12 protein-coding genes are annotated in these 21,166 nt (G+C 72.7%); 4 read left to right on the forward strand and 8 right to left on the reverse strand.

Features of this window, described 5'->3' with window-relative positions; translation table 11 throughout:
• A complete protein-coding gene (mqo, locus tag C8046_RS15915; RefSeq protein WP_109230284.1) occupies window positions 1–1,467 on the forward strand; it encodes a malate dehydrogenase (quinone) in 1,467 nt (488 codons plus the stop codon).
• Here mqo and C8046_RS15920 read toward each other — a convergent pair.
• Window positions 1,464–2,837, reverse strand: coding sequence for a glycoside hydrolase family 15 (locus C8046_RS15920; protein WP_109230285.1), 1,374 nt, complete (start codon window positions 2,835–2,837; stop codon window positions 1,464–1,466). The two genes, mqo and C8046_RS15920, sit on opposite strands and share 4 nt — an antisense overlap.
• Before the next feature lie 90 nt (window positions 2,838–2,927).
• Here C8046_RS15920 and C8046_RS15925 point away from each other — a divergent pair, with 90 nt between their 5' ends.
• Complete coding sequence (locus tag C8046_RS15925) at window positions 2,928–4,403, forward strand: phytoene desaturase family protein (protein ID WP_109230286.1); 1,476 nt, start codon at window positions 2,928–2,930, stop codon at window positions 4,401–4,403.
• 3 nt (window positions 4,404–4,406) lie between these two features.
• Here C8046_RS15925 and C8046_RS15930 read toward each other — a convergent pair whose 3' ends face one another.
• Window positions 4,407–5,315 (reverse strand): hypothetical protein, encoded by a 909-nt coding sequence (locus C8046_RS15930; RefSeq protein WP_109230287.1) that lies wholly within the window; start codon window positions 5,313–5,315, stop codon window positions 4,407–4,409.
• Window positions 5,312–5,758, reverse strand: a complete 447-nt coding sequence (locus tag C8046_RS15935) for a hypothetical protein (RefSeq protein WP_146197189.1) — start codon at window positions 5,756–5,758, stop codon at window positions 5,312–5,314. Before C8046_RS15935 ends, C8046_RS15930 begins: the two co-directional genes overlap by 4 nt.
• A gap of 255 nt (window positions 5,759–6,013) precedes the next feature.
• Between C8046_RS15935 and groL the strand changes: the two genes are divergently transcribed.
• Window positions 6,014–7,642 carry a chaperonin GroEL gene (groL, locus tag C8046_RS15940; protein WP_109230289.1) on the forward strand — a complete coding sequence of 543 codons (1,629 nt, stop codon included), beginning with the start codon at window positions 6,014–6,016 and terminating at the stop codon, window positions 7,640–7,642.
• A 387-nt stretch (window positions 7,643–8,029) separates the two neighbouring features.
• Window positions 8,030–14,323: a pullulanase-type alpha-1,6-glucosidase gene (gene pulA, locus C8046_RS15945; protein WP_158277240.1), complete on the forward strand. Its 6,294-nt coding sequence runs from the start codon at window positions 8,030–8,032 to the stop codon at window positions 14,321–14,323.
• A 284-nt stretch (window positions 14,324–14,607) separates the two neighbouring features.
• Here the strand turns inward: pulA and C8046_RS15950 are convergent, their stop codons facing one another.
• From C8046_RS15950 to C8046_RS15970, 5 genes are all read right to left on the reverse strand, one after another.
• A complete protein-coding gene (locus C8046_RS15950) occupies window positions 14,608–17,241 on the reverse strand; it encodes a glycoside hydrolase family 3 N-terminal domain-containing protein (RefSeq protein WP_109230290.1) in 2,634 nt (877 codons plus the stop codon).
• 238 nt (window positions 17,242–17,479) lie between these two features.
• Window positions 17,480–18,769: an ROK family protein gene (locus tag C8046_RS15955; protein ID WP_146197190.1), complete on the reverse strand. Its 1,290-nt coding sequence runs from the start codon at window positions 18,767–18,769 to the stop codon at window positions 17,480–17,482.
• Between the two features lie 73 nt (window positions 18,770–18,842).
• Window positions 18,843–19,808 (reverse strand): DUF4031 domain-containing protein, encoded by a 966-nt coding sequence (locus C8046_RS15960; protein WP_109230292.1) that lies wholly within the window; start codon window positions 19,806–19,808, stop codon window positions 18,843–18,845.
• 56 nt (window positions 19,809–19,864) lie between these two features.
• Window positions 19,865–20,158 (reverse strand): WXG100 family type VII secretion target, encoded by a 294-nt coding sequence (locus C8046_RS15965; RefSeq protein WP_109230293.1) that lies wholly within the window; start codon window positions 20,156–20,158, stop codon window positions 19,865–19,867.
• Between the two features lie 67 nt (window positions 20,159–20,225).
• Window positions 20,226–21,089 carry a hypothetical protein gene (locus C8046_RS15970; protein WP_199224502.1) on the reverse strand — a complete coding sequence of 288 codons (864 nt, stop codon included), beginning with the start codon at window positions 21,087–21,089 and terminating at the stop codon, window positions 20,226–20,228.
• Window positions 21,090–21,166 lie beyond the last annotated feature (77 nt).

Consider the following 21,166-nt stretch of genomic DNA (forward strand, 5'->3'; position numbering starts at 1 on the left):
ATGCCCGCTCCGCGCAACGACGCCCCGGTCGACTACGCCCTCGTCGGTGGTGGGGTCATGAGCGCCACGCTCGCGATCCTCCTCACCGAGCTCGACCCCGATGCGACGATCCACGTCTACGAGCGCCTCGTCGAGCCCGCGCAGGAGAGCTCCGACCCCTGGCGCAACGCCGGTACCGGCCACGCCGCGCTGTGCGAGCTCAACTACACGCCCGAGCGGGCCGACGGCAGCATCGACATCACCAAGGCGATCGCGGTCAACGAGCAGTTCAAGGCCTCGCGCGAGCTGTGGGACCACCTCGCCGACTCCGGCGCCCTGCCGGACGGGACGACGTTCGTCAGCCCCGTCCCGCACATGACCTTCGTCAGCGGGACCGAGGGCGTGGACTACCTGCGCCGACGCCACGAGGCGCTCGCCGCCCACCCCAACTTCGCCGACATGGTCTACACCGAGGACCCCGAGGTCGTGCGCGACTGGGCCCCGCTGCTGGCCGAGGGCCGACTGAGCAGCGAGCCGATCGCCGCGACCCGCTCCGACGCCGGGACCGACGTCGACTTCGGCTCGCTGACCCGCCAGCTGCTCGAGGCCGCGCAGGCGCGCGGCGTCGTCGTGCACACGAGCGTGCAGGCGTCGTCCGTGACGCGCGGCCCGCACGGCTGGAAGATCCGCCTGCGCGACAACGCCTGGACCCCGCTCGGCGAGCGCCGCACGGCGCACGCCCGGTTCGTCTTCGTCGGGGCCGGCGGCGGCGCGCTGCGCCTGCTCCAGACCACCGGCATCCCGGAGATCAAGGGCTTCGCCGGCTTCCCGATCTCGGGCCAGTTCCTGCGCACGTTCGACCCCGAGCTCGTGGCCCGCCACCAGGCGAAGGTCTACGGCAAGGCCGAGGTCGGCGCCCCGCCGATGTCCGTGCCGCACCTGGACACCCGCGTCGTCGACGGCCGCACCGCGCTGATGTTCGGCCCGTTCGCGGGCTTCAGCCTCAAGTTCCTCGCGTTCGGCTCGCCGCTCGACGCGCTCAAGACGATCCGGCCGGGCAACGTCCTGCCGCTGCTCGCCGTCGCCCGCGACAACCTCGACCTGGTGAAGTACCTGGTCAAGGAGCTGCTCGCGACGCCGGCCGCCAAGCTGCGCACGCTGCGGAAGTTCTTCCCCGACGCCGAGCGCTCGCGCTGGACCATGATCACCGCCGGGCAGCGGGTGCAGGTCATCCGGCCCGACGCCCGTCGCACCGGTGTGCTGCAGTTCGGCACGGAGGTCATCACGGCGGCGGACGGCTCCGTCGCCGGGCTCCTCGGCGCGTCCCCGGGCGCCTCGACCGCCGCGTTCGCGATGGCGCAGGTGATCGAGCGCTGCTTCGGCGACGAGCACCCCGAGTGGGTCGGGCGGCTGCACGAGATCATGCCGAGCCTCGCGCGTGCCGGGTCGGGCTCGCGCGACCCCGCCAAGCCCGCCGGGCCGGTCTAGGACGCGCTGCCGATCGGCTGCCGTCCGGCTCCGGCCGGCTGGCGGTCGAGCTCGTCCAGCGTCAGCAGCACCAGCGCGCTCGACCAGACCAGGGGCGCGACCTGCGCCCCTGCGCCGTCGGGTCCGACCTTCTCGGGGACCGACCCCATCAGCGTGGTGTGCGCGGCGAGCCAGTCCAGCCGTTCGCGTGCCGCGGCGTCCTCGCCCAGGGTGGCGGACGTGAGCGCGTACAGCGCGGTCTGCGGCGTCCAGGAGTAGTGCGGCTCGCGCCACCCCTCGCCCGGCGCGAGCCCGCCCGCCGGTCGGGCCATGCCGCGCGCACTCAGCCGCCACGCGGTCTCCGCGCCGGGCAGGGCCTCGTCCTGGAACGGCGGCAGCGCCAGCGCGGTCGCCGCGTCCTGGTGCCGGCCGCCCGCGTGCCGCGGCCAGGTGGGGCCGAAGGCCGTCGCGACGGCGTCGCGCACCAGCGCGAGGCGCTCGCGGGTGGCCGTGGCCTCGCCGTCGCGCCCCGCGAGCTGCTGCAGCGTCGCGAGGGCGTCGAGCCCCGTGAGCACCGGGGCCGCGGTACCGAGCGTCAGGCGCGTCTCCGGCAGCTCCCAGTAGTCGGAGGAGACGTCCGGGAGGTGCCCGGGGGAGTCCGTCGCGCCCAGGAGCACGCCGGCGCTCGCCAACGTGATGCCCGCGAGGTCCTCGAGGACGGCGGGGACGTCCGACGGCGGGGCGAGCGCTGCCGTCTCCGCGCTCGCCCACAGCAGCCAGGCCGCGCCGTCCAGCTGCGGGCCGCGGTCGTCCGGCACGGTGCCGTCGAGGCGGTAGCGCGCGTGGAAGCCCTCGGCGGTGACCTCGACGTCGTCGAAGAACCCCAGGACGGCGACGGCGTCGGCCACGTGCCCGGTGCGGGCGAGGGTGACGGCGGCGAACGCCGCGTCACGCGGCCAGACGTAGCGCCAGGCGCCGGTGGGCGCGGCGAACGGGGCGCGGACGTCGCCGTCGGGCGTGTGCGTGGCGGTGTAGAGGTCGAGCAGGGCGTCCCGGCCCAGGTCCGCGTGCGGGCCGCCCTCGCCGGGGACGGAGCCGGCCGCGAGCCAGTCGCGCTGCCGCTGCGCCTCGGCCGTCGCCGCCGCGCGCTCGGCGTCGGTCGCCTCCGGTCCCGGCGCGAGCACGCGGGAGCCGGGCAGGAGGTCGGGGGCGGTGCCCGGGCGGACGACGACGACGGCGCCGCTCACCTCGCCGTCGCTCTCGGTCCACGTGTGGACCGCACCCTCCGACGCGAGAACCACCGAGGGAGCGCCGGCGGGGCCGAGGCTCGCGCCCGCCGTGAGCACGGCGGTCAGCCCCAGCACGACGAGGGACGGACCGCGGCGCTGCACCCGGCCATCGTGCCAGACCGTGGTGTGACGGCCGGCACGCCCCGAGAACCGCCGACCGTCGGTCGGTCCGCGCGGTCCTAGGGTGGAGAGATGAGCAGGGACGTGGTGGACGTCGTCGTGGTCGGTTCGGGTCCGAACGGGCTCGCGGCCGCCGTCACGATGGCACGGGCAGGCCTGAGCGTGCGCGTGTACGAGGGGCAGCCGACGATCGGCGGTGGGGCCAGGACGGCCGACCTGGGACTGGCGCCCGGCGTCGTGCACGACATCTGCTCGGCCGTCCACCCGATGGCGCTGGCGAGCCCGTTCCTGCGCGAGCTCGACCTCCCGGCGCGCGGCGTCCAGCTCGCCGTCCCCGAGGTCTCCTACGCCCAGCCGCTGGACGACGGCCGCGCGGGACTGGCCTGGCACGACCTCGAGCTCACGGTCGACGGGCTCGGGAGCGACGGCCCTGCCTGGCGCTCGCTCATGACGCCGCTGGTCGAGAACAGCGAGGCCGTCGTCGCGCTGGCGATGGGTGACAAGCGCTCGGTTCCGCGCGAGGTGCTCTCGCCGTCGGGCGTGCGCAGCGCCCTCGCCTTCGCCTCCGCGCTGCTGGAGCAGGGCACGCGCGCCTGGGACCTGCGGTTCTCGGGCGAGGTCGCCCCGGCGCTCCTCACGGGGGTCGCGGCGCACGGCATCGCGATGATGCCCGGTCTGGCCCCCGCGGGCACGGCCCTGCTGCTCGGCAGCCTCGCGCACGTCGGCGGGTGGCCGATCCCGGTCGGCGGGACGCAGTCGATCACCGACGCGCTCGTGGCGGACCTCGTGGCGCACGGCGGCGACCTCGTCCCCGACCACCCGATCTCCGACTACCGCCAGCTGCCGAGGGCGCGCGCCTACTTCATGGACACCTCCCCGCGGGCCCTCGCCTCGATCTGGGGCGACCGGCTGCCGGCGGGCGTGCGCCGCGGCCTGGAGGACTTCCGCTACGGCGACGGCGCCGCGAAGGTCGACTTCGTGCTCAGCGAGGCCGTGCCGTGGCAGGCGGAGGGAGTCTCACGGGCCGGCACGGTCCACGTCGGCGGGACGCGGCCGGAGATGGCGCTGGCCGAGCACGAGGTCTCCCGGGGGCGGCACGCCGAGCGGCCGATGGTGCTCGTCAGCGACCCGAGCGAGCCCGACCCGTCCCGGCGCGTGGACGGACTCAGCCCGCTGTGGACCTACGCCCACGTCCCGAACGGCTCCGACGTCGACCCCACCGAGGCGGTCACCGCGCAGATCGAGCGCTTCGCGCCGGGCTTCCGCGACGTCGTCGTCGCCTCGCACGCGGTGCCCGCGTCGCGGATGGCCGACCACAACGCCAACTACATCGGCGGCGACATCGCGGCCGGGGCCATCACGATCTACCGCATGGTGGCGCGTCCGCGCCTGAGCTGGAACCCGTACGACGTCGGGATCCCCGGCGTCGCGCTGTGCTCCGCCTCCACGCCGCCCGGGCCGGGCGTGCACGGCATGTCTGGCTGGTTCTCGGCCAGGCGTCTGCTGCGGACGCGGTTCGGGATGTCGGCGCCGTCGCTGGCGCCCTGAGCCTCAGGCCGGGCGGCGCGCGCGCAGGAAGGGCAGCCGTTCGAGCGGCAGGAACGCCGCCCAGCACACGACCGTGGGCAGGAAGTGGATGCCGAGCGACAGGAACGTCGCGAGGTGGAAGAGGATGAACGTGGAGATGGCGACGTAGAGCCAGCGCCCCCGCAGCCACAGCACCACCGGTGAGAACAGCTCGATGAGGTACAGACCCCACTGACCGACGATCAGCAGCCACGGGTACTCGAGCGTCCACCGGATGAGCGGCGAGCCGCGCCGCATGATCGCCCACACGAACACGGCGCTGTTGGCCCAGCCGGCCGGGCTGCCGGCCCGCATCCACTTGAGGATCGCCGAGCCGAAGTAGGTCGCCACGACGGCGAGCTGGATCGCGCGCAGCGCCCAGCCGGCCGCCTGCGACGGCGTGTGGTCGCGCAACCGGGTGACGCCCGCCGTCGGGAGCACGGTGACCGCGACCATGAGGGCGAGGTGGTCGTGGCTGATGTAGCCGAACCCCTGGGAGTTGAGCATCCAGAGCCAGAACCCCAGCGCTACCGCGATACCGGTGGTCCGCTGCAGGCGCCCGAGCACGACCGCGACGACGGCCGCCACGCACGAGGCCAGGAGCAGCCACAGGAGGACGGTGCCCTGCGTCGGTGTCAGCGGCGGGATCGCCAGTGCCCGGGAGAGCCAGGTGGGGCGGTACAGGTCGGGGACGTAGCCGTGCGGGACGACGCTGGTGCGCACCCACAGCACGTCGAGGACCACGAACGCGTAGATGAGGATGCGGAAGGCCGCCACCCGCGCGAGCGGGACGGGTGCGAGGAACCAGTCGAGGCCGGCGCGCAGCCCGCGGCGGACGGGGGAGCGGTCGCGGGGCGACGAGGAGACGGCGACGGCGTCGGACGCGGTGGTCACTCGACCTCCCAGGTGGCGAGCGTGAGGATCTCCGGCTCGCCGACGGCGTGGCCGTCGGCGAGCTGCACGACAGAGCGCCGCAGGTACAGGACCTCGGGCTGCGCGCGCTCGGGGCGCAGCTGCGCGTAGGCGTCGGCGATGGACTGCAGGAGGGAGGGGTCGTCGACGAAGCGGCCGAGCTGACCCTCGATCTCCCCGCGCGCGACGCCGGTGCTGGCGTGGCTGAGGCCGATCACGACGGGTTCGGTCTCGCCGGGCAGGAGGCCCTCGAGGTAGACCGAGCGGACGGTGCCGTTGAGGTCCTTCGGGGCTCCGTACTGCGAGAGCGAGCCGAGCGGGAAGTAGTCGTCGGTGTCGTGGACCTGGCCCGCGACGAGGATGCCGAGCGCGAGGGCGGTGGCGCCGAGGCGCCAGGCGATCCCGGCGGAGGTCAGTCGTTGCACCACGTCAACCTACCGGCGGGCTCCTGCCGGTGTCCGCACCTCCAGGGCGTTGCGCCGTGGGGGAAACGACTCCCACTCGCTTGCACTCTCGGTGGGGGAGTGCCAATAATGGCGTTAGCACTCTCGTACCGAGAGTGACAAAACAGCCGGTACCGATGAGGCGCTGCTGCGAGCGGGACGAGACCGCGCGCGAGCGACGTCGTCCGTCGCGGGCATCGCCCGGCACTCACGTCAACACGGAGGATCGCACGCCACATGGCCAAGATCATTGCCTTTGATGAGGAAGCCCGCCGCGGCATGGAGCGTGGCCTCAACCGCCTCGCCGACGCCGTCCGCGTGACCCTCGGCCCGAAGGGCCGCAACGTCGTCCTGGAGAAGAAGTGGGGCGCCCCCACGATCACCAACGACGGCGTCTCGATCGCCAAGGAGATCGAGCTCGAGGAGCCGCTGGAGAAGATCGGCGCCGAGCTCGTCAAGGAGGTCGCCAAGAAGACCGACGACGTCGCGGGCGACGGCACCACCACCGCCACCGTCCTGGCCCAGGCGCTCGTGCGCGAGGGTCTGCGCAACGTCGCCGCCGGCGCCAACCCGATCGCCCTCAAGCGGGGCATCGACAAGGCCGTCGAGGCTGTCACCGAGGCCCTGCGCACGCAGGCCGTCGAGATCGAGACGAAGGAGCAGATCGCTGCCACCGCCGCGATCTCCGCCAACGACCCGGCCATCGGCGAGCTCATCGCCGAGGCGATCGACAAGGTCGGCAAGGAAGGCGTCATCACCGTCGAGGAGAGCAACGCGCTCGGTCTCGAGCTCGAGCTCACCGAGGGCATGCGCTTCGACAAGGGTTACCTGTCGGCGTACTTCGTCACGGACCAGGAGCGCCAGGAGGCCGTCCTGGAGGACGCCTACGTGCTCCTCGTCGAGTCGAAGATCTCCACGGTCAAGGACCTGCTGCCCCTGCTGGAGAAGATCATCCAGTCCGGCAAGCCGCTCGTCATCATCGCCGAGGACGTCGACAGCGAGGCCCTGGCCACGCTCGTCGTGAACAAGATCCGCAACATCTTCCGCTCCGTCGCCGTCAAGGCGCCCGGCTTCGGTGACCGCCGCAAGGCGATGCTGCAGGACATGGCCATCCTCACGGGCGGTCAGGTCATCTCCGAGACCGTCGGTCTCACGCTGGAGAACGCCGACCTGTCGGTGCTCGGCCAGGCGCGCAAGGTCGTCATCACCAAGGACGAGACGACGATCGTCGAGGGTGCCGGCGACGCCGACCTCATCGAGGGCCGCGTCAACCAGATCCGCGCCGAGATCGAGAACAGCGACAGCGACTACGACCGCGAGAAGCTCCAGGAGCGCCTCGCCAAGCTCGCCGGTGGCGTGGCCATCATCAAGGCGGGCGCGGCCACCGAGGTCGAGCTCAAGGAGCGCAAGCACCGCATCGAGGACGCCGTTCGCAACGCGAAGGCCGCCGTCGAGGAGGGCATCGTCGCCGGAGGCGGCGTGGCGCTCATCCAGGCCGGCAAGGTCGCGTTCGAGACGCTCGAGCTCGAGGGTGACGAGGCCACCGGGGCGAACATCGTCCGGGTCGCCATCGACGCGCCGCTCAAGCAGATCGCCATCAACGCCGGCCTCGAGGGCGGCGTCGTGGCGGAGAAGGTCCGCAACCTCCCGTCGGGTCACGGCCTCAACGCCGCGACCGGGGTGTACGAGGACCTCCTCGCCGCCGGTGTGAACGACCCGGTCAAGGTGACCCGCTCTGCTCTGCAGAACGCTGCCTCGATCGCCGGTCTGTTCCTCACCACCGAGGCTGTCGTGGCCGAGAAGCCCGAGAAGGCCCAGCCGATGCCGGCCGGTGGCGGCGACGAGATGGGTGGCATGGGCTTCTGAGCCCGTTCCCCTCGTAGCACCAGCAGCACCCGCAGGACGACGGCGGGCGGTCACCTCACGGTGGCCGCCCGCCGTTCGCGTTCCCGGGCGGTGTGCACCGGTCGATCCGCGGAGCCTTGGTCCCTCGCGGCTGCAACTTCTTGCAAGCCTTTACCCGCCCTTGCAATCCGGGCGTGATCTGGCGCACACTCGTCGGGTGCGCCGGGCCAGGCGCGCACCAACCTGCCCAACGACGAACAGGTGACTCACGTGCGAGCACGACGAAGCGCGCCCACGGTCCGCACCCGGACCGCCCGAACCACGGACGCCCCGACCGGGCGTTCCCGTCCCGCCCGCGAACCCGGGTCTCTGCGGCGCCGCAGCCTCGGGGCCGCGCTCGCAGCGGCGATGCTCCTGAGCGGCAGCGCCGGTCTCGCGGCGGCCGCCCAGGCGACCCCGTCCGACCCCGTCGGTGAGGCCGGCAGCGGGGGTGACGTGGCTGCGGCCGCCGCCGTCCGCACGTTCACCCTCGTCGGCAGCCTCCAGTCCGAGCTCGGCTGCGCCGGCGACTGGGACCCGACCTGCGGTGCGACGCTGCTGGCGGAGACCGCCACCCCCGGCGTCTACGCCGCCGACTTCGAGGTCCCGGCCGGGTCCTGGGAGTACAAGATCGCCGTCGACGGCGCCTGGGACGAGGCCTACGGCCTCGAGGGCGGCGCCGAGAACGCCCCGCTGACGCTGGGCGGCACGACGACGCTGCGCGTGACGTTCGACGACACCACCAAGCGCGTGGGCCTGACCCCGCTCGGGCTGGCGGGGGAGTACACCGCCACCGACGACGCGATCGTGGCCGAGCCGGTGCGCCAGGAGGGTGCGGACGAGACCTTCTACTTCGTCATGGCCGACCGGTTCGCCAACGGCGACACCACGAACGACACGGCCGGGATCGCCGGCGACCGGCTCGCGCACGGCTTCGACCCGACAGACAAGGGCTTCTACCAGGGCGGCGACCTCGCCGGGCTGCACGAGAACCTCGACTACATCGAGGGCCTCGGCGTCAGCGCGATCTGGCTCACGCCGTCGTTCGAGAACCGCCCCGTCCAGGGCGAGGGTGCGGGCGCCAGCGCCGGGTACCACGGCTACTGGATCACGGACTTCACCCAGATCGACCCGCACCTGGGGACGAACGCCGAGCTCGAGGCGCTCATCGACGACGCCCACGCCCGGGGCATCAAGGTCTACTTCGACATCGTCACCAACCACACCGCCGACGTCATCGAGTACGCCGAGGGTGAGTACGGCTACGTCGACCAGGCGACCTCGCCCTACCTCGACGCCGACGGCGCCGCGTTCGATCCCGCCGACTACGCCGGGACCGACGACTTCCCCGAGCTCGACCCGGCGACGTCGTTCCCCTACACCCCGGTGATCGACGCCGACGTCGCGGACATCAAGGTGCCTGCCGTCCTCAACGACCCGACGCTCTACCACAACCGCGGCAACTCGACCTGGTCCGGGGAGTCGGTCACGTTCGGCGACTTCGACGGCCTCGACGACCTCATGACCGAGCACCCCGTCGTGGTCGACACGATGATCGACGTCTACAACGCGTGGGTCGACCTCGGCATCGACGGCTTCCGGATCGACACCGTCAAGCACGTGAACATGGAGTTCTGGGACGTCTTCACCCAGGCCGTCTCCGAGTACGCCACGTCCCAGGGCCGGCCTGACTTCTTCATGTTCGGCGAGGTCTACGACGCCGACCCGAAGCTGCTGAGCCCGTACGTCCGCGACACCGACATGGACTCGGTGCTGGACTTCACGTTCCAGCAGCAGGCGATCTCCTACGCGTCGGGCAACTCGCCCTCGGCGCTGGCGTCGCTGTTCGACGGCGACGACTACTACACGACCCCCACCACGTCCGCGTCGGCGCTGCCGACCTTCCTCGGCAACCACGACATGGGGCGCGCGGCCTACTACCTGCGCCTCACCGACGACCCGCTGCAGCGCACGACGCTCGCGCACGAGCTCATGTACCTGACGCGCGGCCAGCCGGTCGTCTACTACGGCGACGAGCAGGGCTTCGTCGGTGACGGCGACCTCGGCGGTCGTGACAAGGACGCGCGCCAGTCGCTGTTCGCCACCCAGGTGCCCGAGTTCGCGACGCAGGAGCTCGTCACGGGCGAGGTCGCCGGGAGCGTGGACCGCTACGACACCGACGCCCCGCTGTACACCCTGATCGCCGACCTCTCGGAGCTGCGGGCCTCGTCGCCCGCGCTCTCCACCGGCGCCCAGATCGAGCGGCTCGTCGACGGCGACGCGGGGGTCTACGCGTTCTCGCGCGTCGACCGGGACGACAAGGTCGAGCACCTCGTGGCCACCAACACCTCGGCCACCGACCGCACGGTGACCGTCCCGAGCCTGACGGCGGACGCGACGTTCGCGCCCCTGTACGGGACGACGGCGACGGCCACCTCCGACGCCGACGGCGCCGTGATCGTCACCGTCCCGGCCCGCTCCGCCGTCGTCCTCGTGGCCGACGGCGAGGTCACGGCCCCGGCCGCGGCCTCGGCGATCGCGTTCTCCTCGCCCGCCGCCGGCGCGGCCGTCACCGGGGTCTCCCCGGTCGCCGTCGACGTCGACGACTCCTGGCGCGAGACCTCCTTCGCGTGGCGCGTGGTCGGCAGCGACGGGTGGACGCCGCTCGGCACCGCCGAGGACACCGACCCGCGCGTCTTCCACACCACGAGCGACCTCGCCACCGGCACCCTCGTGGAGTACCGCGCGGTCACGGTGGACGCGGCCGGGGCGGCCTCGGCCGTCTCGACCTTCGCCTCCGTCGGCAACGACGTCACGACGACGGAGCCCGGCGGCCCCGAGGAGCCGACGTTCGACTCGATCGCCGTGCCCGGTACGCACAACTCCGAGATGGGCTGCGCGTCCGACTGGCAGCCGGACTGCGCCGCGGCCGGGCTCACGCTCGCGGCCGACGGCATCTGGAAGGGCACGTTCGACCTCCCGGCCGGCGACTACGAGTACAAGATCGCCGCGAACGGCAGCTGGGACGTCAACTTCGGCGTCGGCGGCGTCCCCGGCGGCGCCAACGCCCTCTACACGCACGGCGGCGGGCCGATCACGTTCTTCTTCGACCCGGTGACCAAGCAGTTCAGCAACACCTCCTCGGGTCCGGTGATCACTCTCGCCGGCAGCCTGCAGACCGAGCTCGGCTGCACGTCCGACTGGGCGCCCGACCAGATGTGCGGGTGGCTGACCGACTCCGACGGCGACGGCACCTACACGTTCTCGACCGCCGACCTGCCCACGGGCGCGTACGAGGTCAAGGTGGCCCACGGCCTGAGCTGGGCCGAGAACTACGGCCTGAACGGCGTGCGCGACGGGGCGAACATCCCCTTCTCCGCGACCGAGGGCAGCGTGACGGCGTTCTCCTACGACATCGCCACGCACCTGCTGACCATCACGGTCGAGGACCCGCCGCTGCCCGGCACCGGACAGCTGCAGGCGCACTGGGTCACGCAGGACCTGCTGGCCTGGCCGAGCACGCTCGGCGCGCCGGCGGCCGGGGCGACCTGGACGCTGCACCACTCGCCCGACGCGGGTCTCGCGGTCGGCGACGGCGGGATCACCGGGGGCGACGACGTCGCCCTGAGCGTGGTCGCCGGCGGGCTGCCGGCCGACGTGGCCGCACGGTTCCCGGCGCTGGCGGGCGCCACGGTGCTGCGGGCCGACGGACTCACACGTGAGCAGGCCGCGGCGATCCTCACCGAGCAGGTGTGGGTGGCGCAGTCCGTCGGGGGCGACCTCACGGCGGCCACCGGCGTGCAGGTGCCGGGCGTCCTGGACGACCTGTACGCGGACGCCGTCACGGACGCCGACCTCGGACTGGTCTTCGACGGCGACGCCGCGGCCGCGACGCTGTGGGCGCCGACGGCGCAGGACGTCGTGCTCCTGCGCACACCGGTCGGCGGCAGCGAGGCCGAGGTCCCCGCGACCCTCGACCCCGCGGCCGGGGTCTGGGAGACCGCGGCGGTCCTCGCCGTCGACGACACCTACCGCTGGCGCGTGACCGTGTACGCGCCCAGCACGGGCGCCGTCGAGACGAACGAGGTGACCGACCCGTACTCGGTCGCGCTGACGACCAACTCGACCGCGTCCGTCGTCGTCGACCTCGACGACTCCTCGCTCCGCCCGGAGCAGTGGGAGGAGACGGCTGCCCCGATCGTCGAGCGGTCGGTGGACCAGACGATCTACGAGCTGCACGTGCGGGACTTCTCCATCGGTGACGCGACGGTGCCGCAGGACGAGCGCGGCACCTACGCGGCCTTCACCCGGGAGGACTCCGACGGAATGCAGCACCTGGGGGAGCTGGCGGACGCCGGCATCACCACGGTGCACCTGCTGCCCACGTTCGACATCGCCAGCATCGAGGAGGACCGGGCGGCCCAGACCGTCCCGGACTGCGACCTCGAGGCGCTCTCGACGGCAGATCCGGCCGGTGAGGCGCAGCAGGCGTGCGTCGGCGCGCAGCGCGACACCGACGGCTACAACTGGGGCTACGACCCGTACCACTTCCTCGCACCGGAGGGCAGCTACGCCGCCGATCCCGAGGGCGGGGCCCGGGTGGAGGAGTTCCGCGCGATGGTCGGCGGGCTCCACGCCGAGGGCCTCCAGGTCGTGCTCGACCAGGTCTACAACCACACGGCGGCCTCGGGCCAGGCGGACAGGAGCGTCCTGGACCGGGTCGTGCCCGGCTACTACCACCGGCTCGACGCGGCAGGCGCGGTCCAGAAGTCCACGTGCTGCGAGAACATCGCCACCGAGCACGAGGTCGCGCAGAAGCTGATGGTCGACTCCGTGGTGCTGTGGGCGCGGGACTACCGCGTCGACGGCTTCCGGTTCGACCTCATGGGCCACCACAGCAAGGAGAACATGCTCGCCGTGCGGGCCGCCCTCGACGAGTTGACGCTCGAGGAGGACGGGGTGGACGGCTCGTCCATCTATCTCTACGGGGAGGGGTGGAACTTCGGTGAGGTCGCCGACAACGCGCTGTTCGAGCAGGCCACCCAGGGCCAGCTCGGCGGCACGGGCATCGGCACCTTCAACGACCGCCTGCGCGACGGCGTCCACGGCGGAAGCCCCGTCGACGGTGCCTCGACCTTCGACCAGGGCTTCGGCACCGGGCTCGCGGGCGACCCGAACGGTCGGTCGCGCACCGGTGAGGCCGACCTCGGGGGTCTGACGGACCTCGTGAAGATCGGGCTGGTGGGCAACCTGGCCGACTACACCCTCACCGCCTCGGACGGCACGGAGAAGACCGGTGCCGAGCTCGACTACCGGGGCTCCCCGGCCGGCTACGCCACGCAGCCCGAGGAGACGATCAACTACGTCGACGCCCACGACAACGAGACGCTCTACGACCTCGGGGTCTTCAAGCTGCCGACCGACACGACCATGGCCGACCGGGTGCGGATGAACACGCTCTCGCTGGCCACGGTCTCGCTCTCGCAGTCGCCGTCGTTCTGGCACGCCGGGACGGATCTGCTGCGGAGCAAGTCGCTCGACCGCGACTCCTACAACTCGGGCGACTGGTTCAACCGGATCGACTGGACGGGCACCGAGAACACCTTCGGGTCCGGACTCCCCGGGGCGTGGGCGAACGAGGAGAAGTGGGACGCGATGCGTCCGCTGCTCGCCGACCCCGCGCTGAAGCCGTCGCCGGACGCCATGGCGAGCGGATCCGCGCAGGCGCTCGACCTGCTCCGCGTCCGCAGCGAGGTCGACCTGCTGCGCCTCGGCTCGGCCGAGCTCATCGAGCAGAAGGTCACGTTCCCCGGGAGCGGGACGGGCGCCCCGGAGGGCTGGATCGCGATGCTCGTGGACGACACCGTCGGCGCGAGCGTCTCCGACGACCTCGACGCGGCGCTGGTGCTGTTCAACGCCTCGCCCGAGCCGATCACGCAGGTCGTGGACGGTCTGGCCGGACGCGAGCTCGCCCTGACCACGGCCCAGGCCGAGGGCAGCGACGACGTCGTGCGCACCACGACCTGGGACCCGGCCACCGGCACGGTGACGGTGCCCGCCCGGACCGTGGCGGTGCTGGTCGAGAAGGCGGGGGAGACGGCTCCGACGTTCACCGACGTGGACGAGGACAACCAGTTCTTCCTCGAGATTACGTGGCTCGCGACGGAGGGCATCTCCACCGGCTGGGAGGACGGGACCTTCCGCCCGCTCGAGCCGGTCGCCCGTGACGCGATGGCGGCGTTCCTGTTCCGGATGCTGGCCCCGGAGGACTACACGGCCCCGACGACGTCGCCGTTCGTGGACGTCACCGTGGACAACCAGTTCTACAGGGAGATCGCGTGGTTGGCGGATGAGGGCATCTCGGCCGGCTGGGTCACCCCGGCCGGCCGGGAGTTCCGCCCGCTGGCGCCGATCGCCCGTGACGCGATGGCGGCGTTCCTCCACCGCGCGGCGGACTCGCCCGCGGTGACGCTGCCGGCGACGTCGCCGTTCGTGGACGTCAGCCCGGACAACCAGTTCTACGAGGAGATCGTCTGGATGCAGTCCACGGGGGTCGCCACGGGCTGGGTCGGCAACGACGGCCGGAACCTGTACCGACCGCTGGCGCCGGTCGCGCGCGACGCGATGGCCGCGTTCCTGTACCGGTACGCGCACCTCGACTGAGGTCGCCCCGCGACGTCGGCGGGCCCGGCACCCCTCGGGGTGCCGGGCCCGCCGACGTTCGCGTTCCCCCCTCTCGGGGGTACTTCCCGCCCCTCGAGGGGGCACTTTCGGCCCCCTCGAGGGGGTACTTCCGGCCCCTCGAGGGGGTACTTCCAGTCCCTCTCGAGGGCTCCTCGGTCGGGCGGGGGACCGGTGACGGGACGCCGCGAGGGCGGCCCGCCCGCGGGAGGACGGTGCACCCGGCACCGACCTCCCCACGGGGGACCGCCCTCGCGGCGGTGTTCTCAGAGCTGCTGCAGGCGGAACAGGAACGCGGCCATGGCGTCCCGCTTGACGCTGCTCAGCGGCTGGAACGTGCTGCTGCCGTCGTTGCCCTGCCAGCCGGTCGCGATCCCCGACTCGTAGAGCCACGCGATCTCCGTGTAGTACCGGTCGGAGAGTGCGACGTCCGTGAAGGGCGACGTGGACGGCGCCTGGTAGCCGGACCCGGCCGCGTACCGGTACAGGAAGGCCGCGATGGCGTCCCGGGCGATCGGCTCGAGCGGTCGGAAGGACCGGGTGCCGTCGGCGTTCTCCCAACCGGTGGAGATGCCGGCCTCGTGCAGCCAGGCGATCTCCGTGTAGAACTGGTTGCTCGTGCTGACGTCCACGAACGGCGAGACGGCGGGTGCGGTGTAGCCCTCGACGTCGGCGGCGCGGTAGAGGAACGCGGCCATCGCGTCACGCGCGACCGGGGTCAGCGGACGGAAGGTCGCCGTTCCGTCGGACTCGGCCCAGCCCGTGGCGATGCCCTCGTTCACGAGCCACGCGATCTCCTGGAAGAACTGCGAGCCGCGCGGGACGTCGGTGAACGCCGGAGCGTCGTAGGACAGCCCGTGCCGGTAGGTGAAGAGCGGGTCGGCCGTGTCGTTGGGCAGGTCGGAGGCCTGCGCGGCGACGTCCGCCATGCTCGAGGGCAGCTCGAACGGGAGGGTGCCCTCCGGCTCGGCGTCGCCGACGATCACGTTCAGCAGCGCCTCGTCCGACGCTCCGTAGTGGGCCAGGACGGCGGAGGAGTGCTCCACGACGTCGCCCAGGATCAGCGAGCGCGAGAGCTGCGGCAGTGCGATCGTCACGGCGCCGGCGTCGTGCGCCGCGAGCAGCGCCTGGTGGGCGGGCTCGGTGCCGTTGTAGTCGAGGTTGTAGTAGTTGTCCGGGTCGGCGACCAGGGCAGCCTCGCCGCCGCGCCAGTTGCCGGCGGGGTCGGTCAGGCGGACGAAGGCGTAGTCGGCCTCGGCCGGGTCCGTCACCGGCACGAAGCCGGCCGCGGTCGCAGCCTCGGGCGAGATGCCGTACAGGTAGGCGGTCGCGCCCGCGGTTCCCGACAGCGGGAGCAGGTCCTCCGAGTTGGTGAGCAGCGTCGTCGAGCGCTCCTGGATGTCCAGGGCGACGGCGCGGTGCTCGGGGGAGCCGACGACGGCGGTCGCCTCGACCGCGTCGACGTACGGGTTCTCGAACAGGCCCAGCAGGAACTTCTGCTCGACGACCCGCTCGGCCGCCTCGGAGACGCGCTCCTCGCTCAGCAGCCCGGAGGTGACGGCATTGACGATGTTGACGGGCTGGTCGGCGCCGCCGATGACGTCCGTGCCGGCGTTGATGGCCTTCGCGTAGCGCTCGGTCACCGTCGCGGAGTCCATGCCCCACGGGGTGCCGAAGCCGTCGGAGACGATGTAGAACGGGGTCGGCGGGCGGTTGTTCGTGCAGGAGACCGGGCCGCAGGTCTCGGTGATCGCCCAGTCGGAGGTGACCACGCCGTCGAAGCCGTAGTCCTCGCGCAGGAGATCCTGCAGGAGGTAGGAGTTGAAGCCTGCGCCGACCTGCTCCAGCAGCGTGCCCTCGAGCTCGAGGTTCTGCAGGATCGAGTAGGTGGGCATGATGCCGGCGGCTCCGGCCTCGAACGCCTTCTCGTACGCGACGACGTGCTCGTCGAAGTTGTTGCCGGGGAACGTGGCGTACCGGCCGTAGGAGTAGTGGCTGTCGTAGCCGTTCGCCTGGGCGCCGTAGCCCACCCAGTGCTTCACGACCGTGGCGACGCCGTCCGAGGCGAGCTCGGTGTCGCTGCCCTGGAGGCCGCGCACGTAGGCGCCGACGTGCTCGCCGGCGGAGACGCCCTCGGAGCCGAACGTGCCGTTGGCACGGGTCCAGCGGGGCTCGGTGGCGATGTCGGCCTGCGGGGAGAGGGCCTCGCGGATACCGACGGCGACGTACTCCTCGCGGATGATCTCGGCCATGGCCTCGGTGGCCTCGACGTCGTCGAGCCCGCCCATGCCGATCGCGTCGGGGAACTGCGTGAACGAGCCGCTCGTGACCGAGACACCGAAGGAGTCGGTGAAGCCCGAGCGCGGGTCGGTGCTGATGAGGACGGGGATGCCCCAGTCCTCGGCCTCCGCCAGCTCCTGCAGCAGGTTGTGCTGGTCGGCGAGCTGCGACGTCTCGGGCGACATGCGCGAGATGTAGGTCGAGATGTGACGCTGCTGCAGCATCGTCTTGAACCCCACCGACGGCCCGAACGGACCGACGCCGTCCTCGAGCGCGTAGGTGTCGGGCGCGCTGCTGGGGGAGGTGAGGCTGGCGTGCATGAGAAGGCCGGCCTTCTCGGCCAACGTGAGCCGCGAGACGAGGTCGGCCGCGCGCTCCTTGTCGGTCAGGCGCCAGTCCTCGTACGGCGTCAGGTCGCCGCTGTGGTCGAGGTCGCGGAACTGCAGGCCGTCGACGGTGAGGATCTCACCGCTCCGGCTGCCGAGCTCGGGCTGCTCCACAGCGGGTGCGGGGGCCGCCACAGCTGCGGGGACCGAGGCGGCGAGGGGGAGGGCGACGGCAACGGCCGCCAGGGCTCCCAGCCTCCGGCTGGTCAGGATCTTTCGGGTTGACGAATCCATCGGTGCATCCTTGCATCAGGGTTCTCGGGGTCGGGGGTGCCCCGAATGGAACAGTAGGCACGGTGTTCTGCGGGCGCAAGGTTCAGATGGGACCTGATCGCCGGTGCGGGCGAGCGCGGCACGCCGGTCGGCGAGCCCGCCAGCGGCGGGAATCCGGGGTCGACGGGGCGGCGGAGCGGTCAGGGCATCCCGACCAGGTGGTTGAGATTGAGCGGCGTGTCGCGCTCGCGTGTCGCGGTCAGGCGCGCAGGAAGCCGCGGTACACCAGACGGTTCTCGGAGCTCCGGGGGAGGTGCCGGCCCGCGCTCTCCGCCTCGTACTCGTGACCGAGCGCCACATGGCCCGCACGCACGAGCGCTCCCACGAGCGGCGCGCTCGCGACCGACGCCGAGATCACCCGCACGCCTCGCGCCACCACCGGCTGGGTGTGCCGCTCGATCGCCGCGGCGAGGCCCTCGTGATAGGCCGGGTGGGCTCCCAGCAGGTCCCCTCCGACGACGACGGCCTCGGGGTTGAGCACGTTGCACGTCGCGGCGACGACGCTGCCCAGGGTGGACCCCGCCTCGCGCAGCACCCGAGCGCTCACCTCGTCCCGGAAGTCGGCGATGCCGCGGGGGTCGTCCGGTCCGGCGTCGTTGACCTGACGCAGCCGCCGCAGGATCTCGACGGCGTTGACCATCACCTCGACGCACCCGTGCTGCCCGCAGCGGCACAGCGGGCCCATGGGGTCGACCTGGTTGTGGCCGATCTCGCCGGCGTAGCCCGCGTGGCCGGAGTAGACGCCGCCGCGCAGCACGAGGCCGGCGCCGACGCCGCGCGAGACCTCGAGGTAGAGGAAGTCCTCCAGGTCGCGGCCGACGCCGGTGAGGCGTTCCGCCCACGCGGCGAGGTTGGCGTCGTTGTCCACGTGGACCTGACGCCCCAGCCGACGTCCCAGCTCCGTGCGCACGTCGATCCCCGACCAGGCCGTCAGGACGCTCGGGCTGCCGACGGTGCCCGTGTCGTGGTCGATCGGACCCGGGAGGGCGGCAACCACGGCGTCGACGTCGGGGGCGTCCGGATCCCGACGGGCCAGCAGCCGGACGAACAGGTCGGCGGCGACGTCGAGCGATCGGGCGGGGGCCGCGCCCGGGGCCACCTCGGCCTCGAGGTGGTCCGTCACCTGCGCCAGCATGTCGCCCAGGGCCACCTCGACACGGTCGTGCCCGAGTCGGACGGCTGCGAGCGCGACGTGCGGGAGGACCGGGAAGAGGAGGGCCGGCCGGCGGCCGCTTCCGGTCCGGTCGGGCTCGCCCGTCCCTTCCTCGGCGAGCAGCGAGTCGGCGATCAGCTCCGCCACGACGGTCTTGACGGTCGAGCGCGACAGGCCCGTCTCGATCATCAGGTCGGCCCGCGTGGTCCCGGGGCTGGCTCGGACGATGGCGGCGATCCACTCGCGGTTGCCGGCTCGGCGCTCGGCGCTCCTCGGGCCCGACGACAGGCGTCCCGGGTCGAAGCCGGGCTGGTTCGGTGCCGTGCGCGGGGGCATGTCGGTCCTCTCGTTCACGGCTCCGATCGGCCGGTGCAGTCGTTCCACTCTAGGGCGGAACACGCATTCGGGTTCACCGTGACCCCGAAATGCCTCCCGCGGGTCGGTCGCGCAGCGCCACGACCTCCGCGCGCAGGTTGGCCCGCGCGCGTGCCTCCCATCGCACGTGGGCCGCGGCGGTGACGAACACCTCGCCCTCCAGCAGCCGGTCCAGGATCGCGGCGCGCGCCGGAGCGAAGACGTCGTCGGCCACGTGGGCGTACTCCTGACGGATGCCGGCGGCGTAGTCGGCGTAGCGCGGGGCGTCGGCCCCGAGCACCGCCAGGTCGGCATCGCTCAGCAGGGCTCCGGCCCTGTCGTCGGGCGCGACCTCGTGCGTCGCGGTCAGTCGCACGAGCCGTGCCACCTCCGCGGCGTCGCGATCACCGTCGAGCATCTCGAGCGCGAGCGCCGCCGAGGCCTCCTCGTCGTCCACCAGCGCGTCGCCGACGGGCACGGCCTCCCGCCGTCGGCCCGAGGCGTGCACGGCGTCGTGGAACCACGCCGCGAGCAGCGCCGTGCGCACGGTCCGCGGCGCTGCACGCTCGGCCAGGGCGAGGTCAGCGACACCGTCGAGCACCTCGCGCAGGTGGGTGCGGCCGTGGTGCAGCCGACCCGGCTCGGACCACCTGGCCAGGAGGTTCGCGCCGACGGCCTCCCAGGAGACGGACCCCGAACCGTCCGACGGGCCGGTGGCCAGGCCGGCCCAGTGCTCGCGCAGCCAGGCGTCCTCGGCGAGGCGGCGCCGCTCCGGGTGGCGCAGCCCGCCGGCGACGAGCCGGCGGATCAGGTCCCGCCCCGACACGGGCGCGGCGCCACGGGCGACGAGCTCCGCGTGGCGGGACGCCGGCACGTCGTAGTGGTCGACGTCGAACGAGCGCGCCGGCACCCCCGCCAGCGCGGCGAACGTGTGCAGCTCGGCCAGCGAGGTGTCCGAGACGAGGTGCGACCACAGGGTGCCGTGCGCGGGCCACGCCGGGGGATCGACGAGGACGGCCACGGGAGCAGCCTAGTGAGCGGGCCGACCCGCCCCGAACCACGCCCCGGCACCCGCCCTCACGCGATCGTGAAGAGCCTCGTCGCATTGGTCTCGGTGTCGGTGTACTGCCGGGCGGCGTTGTCGAGCGCGAGCGCGATGGCGTCGAGGTTCGCCTCCACCTGCGACTGCGTGCCGCGCCACTGCGCGGCCAGGGCCGCGAACTGGGTGGAGGCGGACCCCTGCCAGGTGGTCTCGAGCGACGTCAGGTGCGTCATCATCGCGGCGACCTCCGCGGAGATGGTGGCGCCGGACGTGCGGGTGCTGCGGGCTGCGGTGGCGACGGCCTCGGCGTCGACGGTGTATGCGGTCATGGGTCCTCCTCGGACCGGCGCTGTCACCCCGGCCGTCCCGGTCGGGGAGGCGCCGTCGGGACCGAGACTAGGAACGCGGGTCGGGTCGCGGGGAGCGTCCGAGCGTGGAGGTGGACCCGTCGTCGAACGGCGAGGCTGGGGACAGTCCGTCACGGGGACCACGCGCGGAAACCCGGGTGACGATCGACTGGCCGTCGAGCACCGCGGCCTCGGCATCGGCGTCAGGCCCCTGCGAGGCTGCTTCCACGCGCTCGAGCTCCGAGCTGAGCTTGGACAGCTCGGCGGTGATGTTCTCCCGCGCGGGCTCCTCCCACTGGCGGCCCATCGGCGAGCAGAAGATCTGGGGCCGGGAGACCAGCTTGCGCAGGATCGCGATCCTGGCCTCGAGGTAGTCCTCGGCGGGGATGTGCGCGTACTCGGCGCGGATGTTCTTGCGGTACGCCGCGTACTTCTGAGGCTCGCACGCCAGCCCCGCGAGGTCGGCGTCGCTGAGGGCCTGGGCGTCGACGTCGACGGTGGAGGCCGAGTGGCGGTGGATCTGTGCGATCAGCGTCGCGATGCGCTCGACGGTCGCGTCCGCGACGCCGATGGCCGGGAGCTCACGGCGGGCCCGCTCGGCGCTCGCCATGGTGTCCTCCCCGCCCTTGTGCGCGTAGGAGGCGCGGGCGAGGGCGGTGAACTCGGCGCCGTGGTACCAGCCGGCGACCCGCACGACGTCGGGGTCGTGCGTCTCCTCGGCGAGCTGGTCGATGCTGGCCAGGACGTCGACGAGGTGCTTGATCGCGTGGTGGAACCGGTCGGGGCTGGACCAGCTCGCGATCAGGGCCTCGGCCACCGCGGCGATCTCGTCGGTCGGGGCGTCGGCGCCGATCGCCTTCGCACTGCGCGTGAAGGCGGGGACCAACCACTGCGGCGCTTCGATCACGCCCATGACGCCCATCCAGTTCTGTCTCGGGACCTGAGCGGGAGCCATCGTAGCCCCGCGGCCGACGGGTCGCGTCACGTCGT

Origin of the sequence: Serinibacter arcticus (assembly GCF_003121705.1) — a bacterium.
Taxonomy (GTDB): Bacteria; Actinomycetota; Actinomycetes; order Actinomycetales; family Beutenbergiaceae; genus Litorihabitans.

Bases quoted from the DNA above. Each gene is read 5' to 3' on its own strand.
- mqo (WP_109230284.1), top strand. From the start codon at position 1: ATGCCCGCTCCGCGCAACGACGCCCCGGTCGACTACGCCCTCGTCGGT.
- C8046_RS15925 (WP_109230286.1), top strand. From the start codon at position 2,928: ATGAGCAGGGACGTGGTGGACGTCGTCGTGGTCGGTTCGGGTCCGAAC.
- groL (WP_109230289.1), top strand. From the start codon at position 6,014: ATGGCCAAGATCATTGCCTTTGATGAGGAAGCCCGCCGCGGCATGGAG.
- pulA (WP_158277240.1), top strand. From the start codon at position 8,030: ATGCTCCTGAGCGGCAGCGCCGGTCTCGCGGCGGCCGCCCAGGCGACC.
- C8046_RS15950 (WP_109230290.1), bottom strand. From the start codon at position 17,241: ATGGATTCGTCAACCCGAAAGATCCTGACCAGCCGGAGGCTGGGAGCC.
- C8046_RS15955 (WP_146197190.1), bottom strand. From the start codon at position 18,769: ATGCCCCCGCGCACGGCACCGAACCAGCCCGGCTTCGACCCGGGACGC.
- C8046_RS15965 (WP_109230293.1), bottom strand. From the start codon at position 20,158: ATGACCGCATACACCGTCGACGCCGAGGCCGTCGCCACCGCAGCCCGC.
- C8046_RS15970 (WP_199224502.1), bottom strand. From the start codon at position 21,089: ATGGGCGTGATCGAAGCGCCGCAGTGGTTGGTCCCCGCCTTCACGCGC.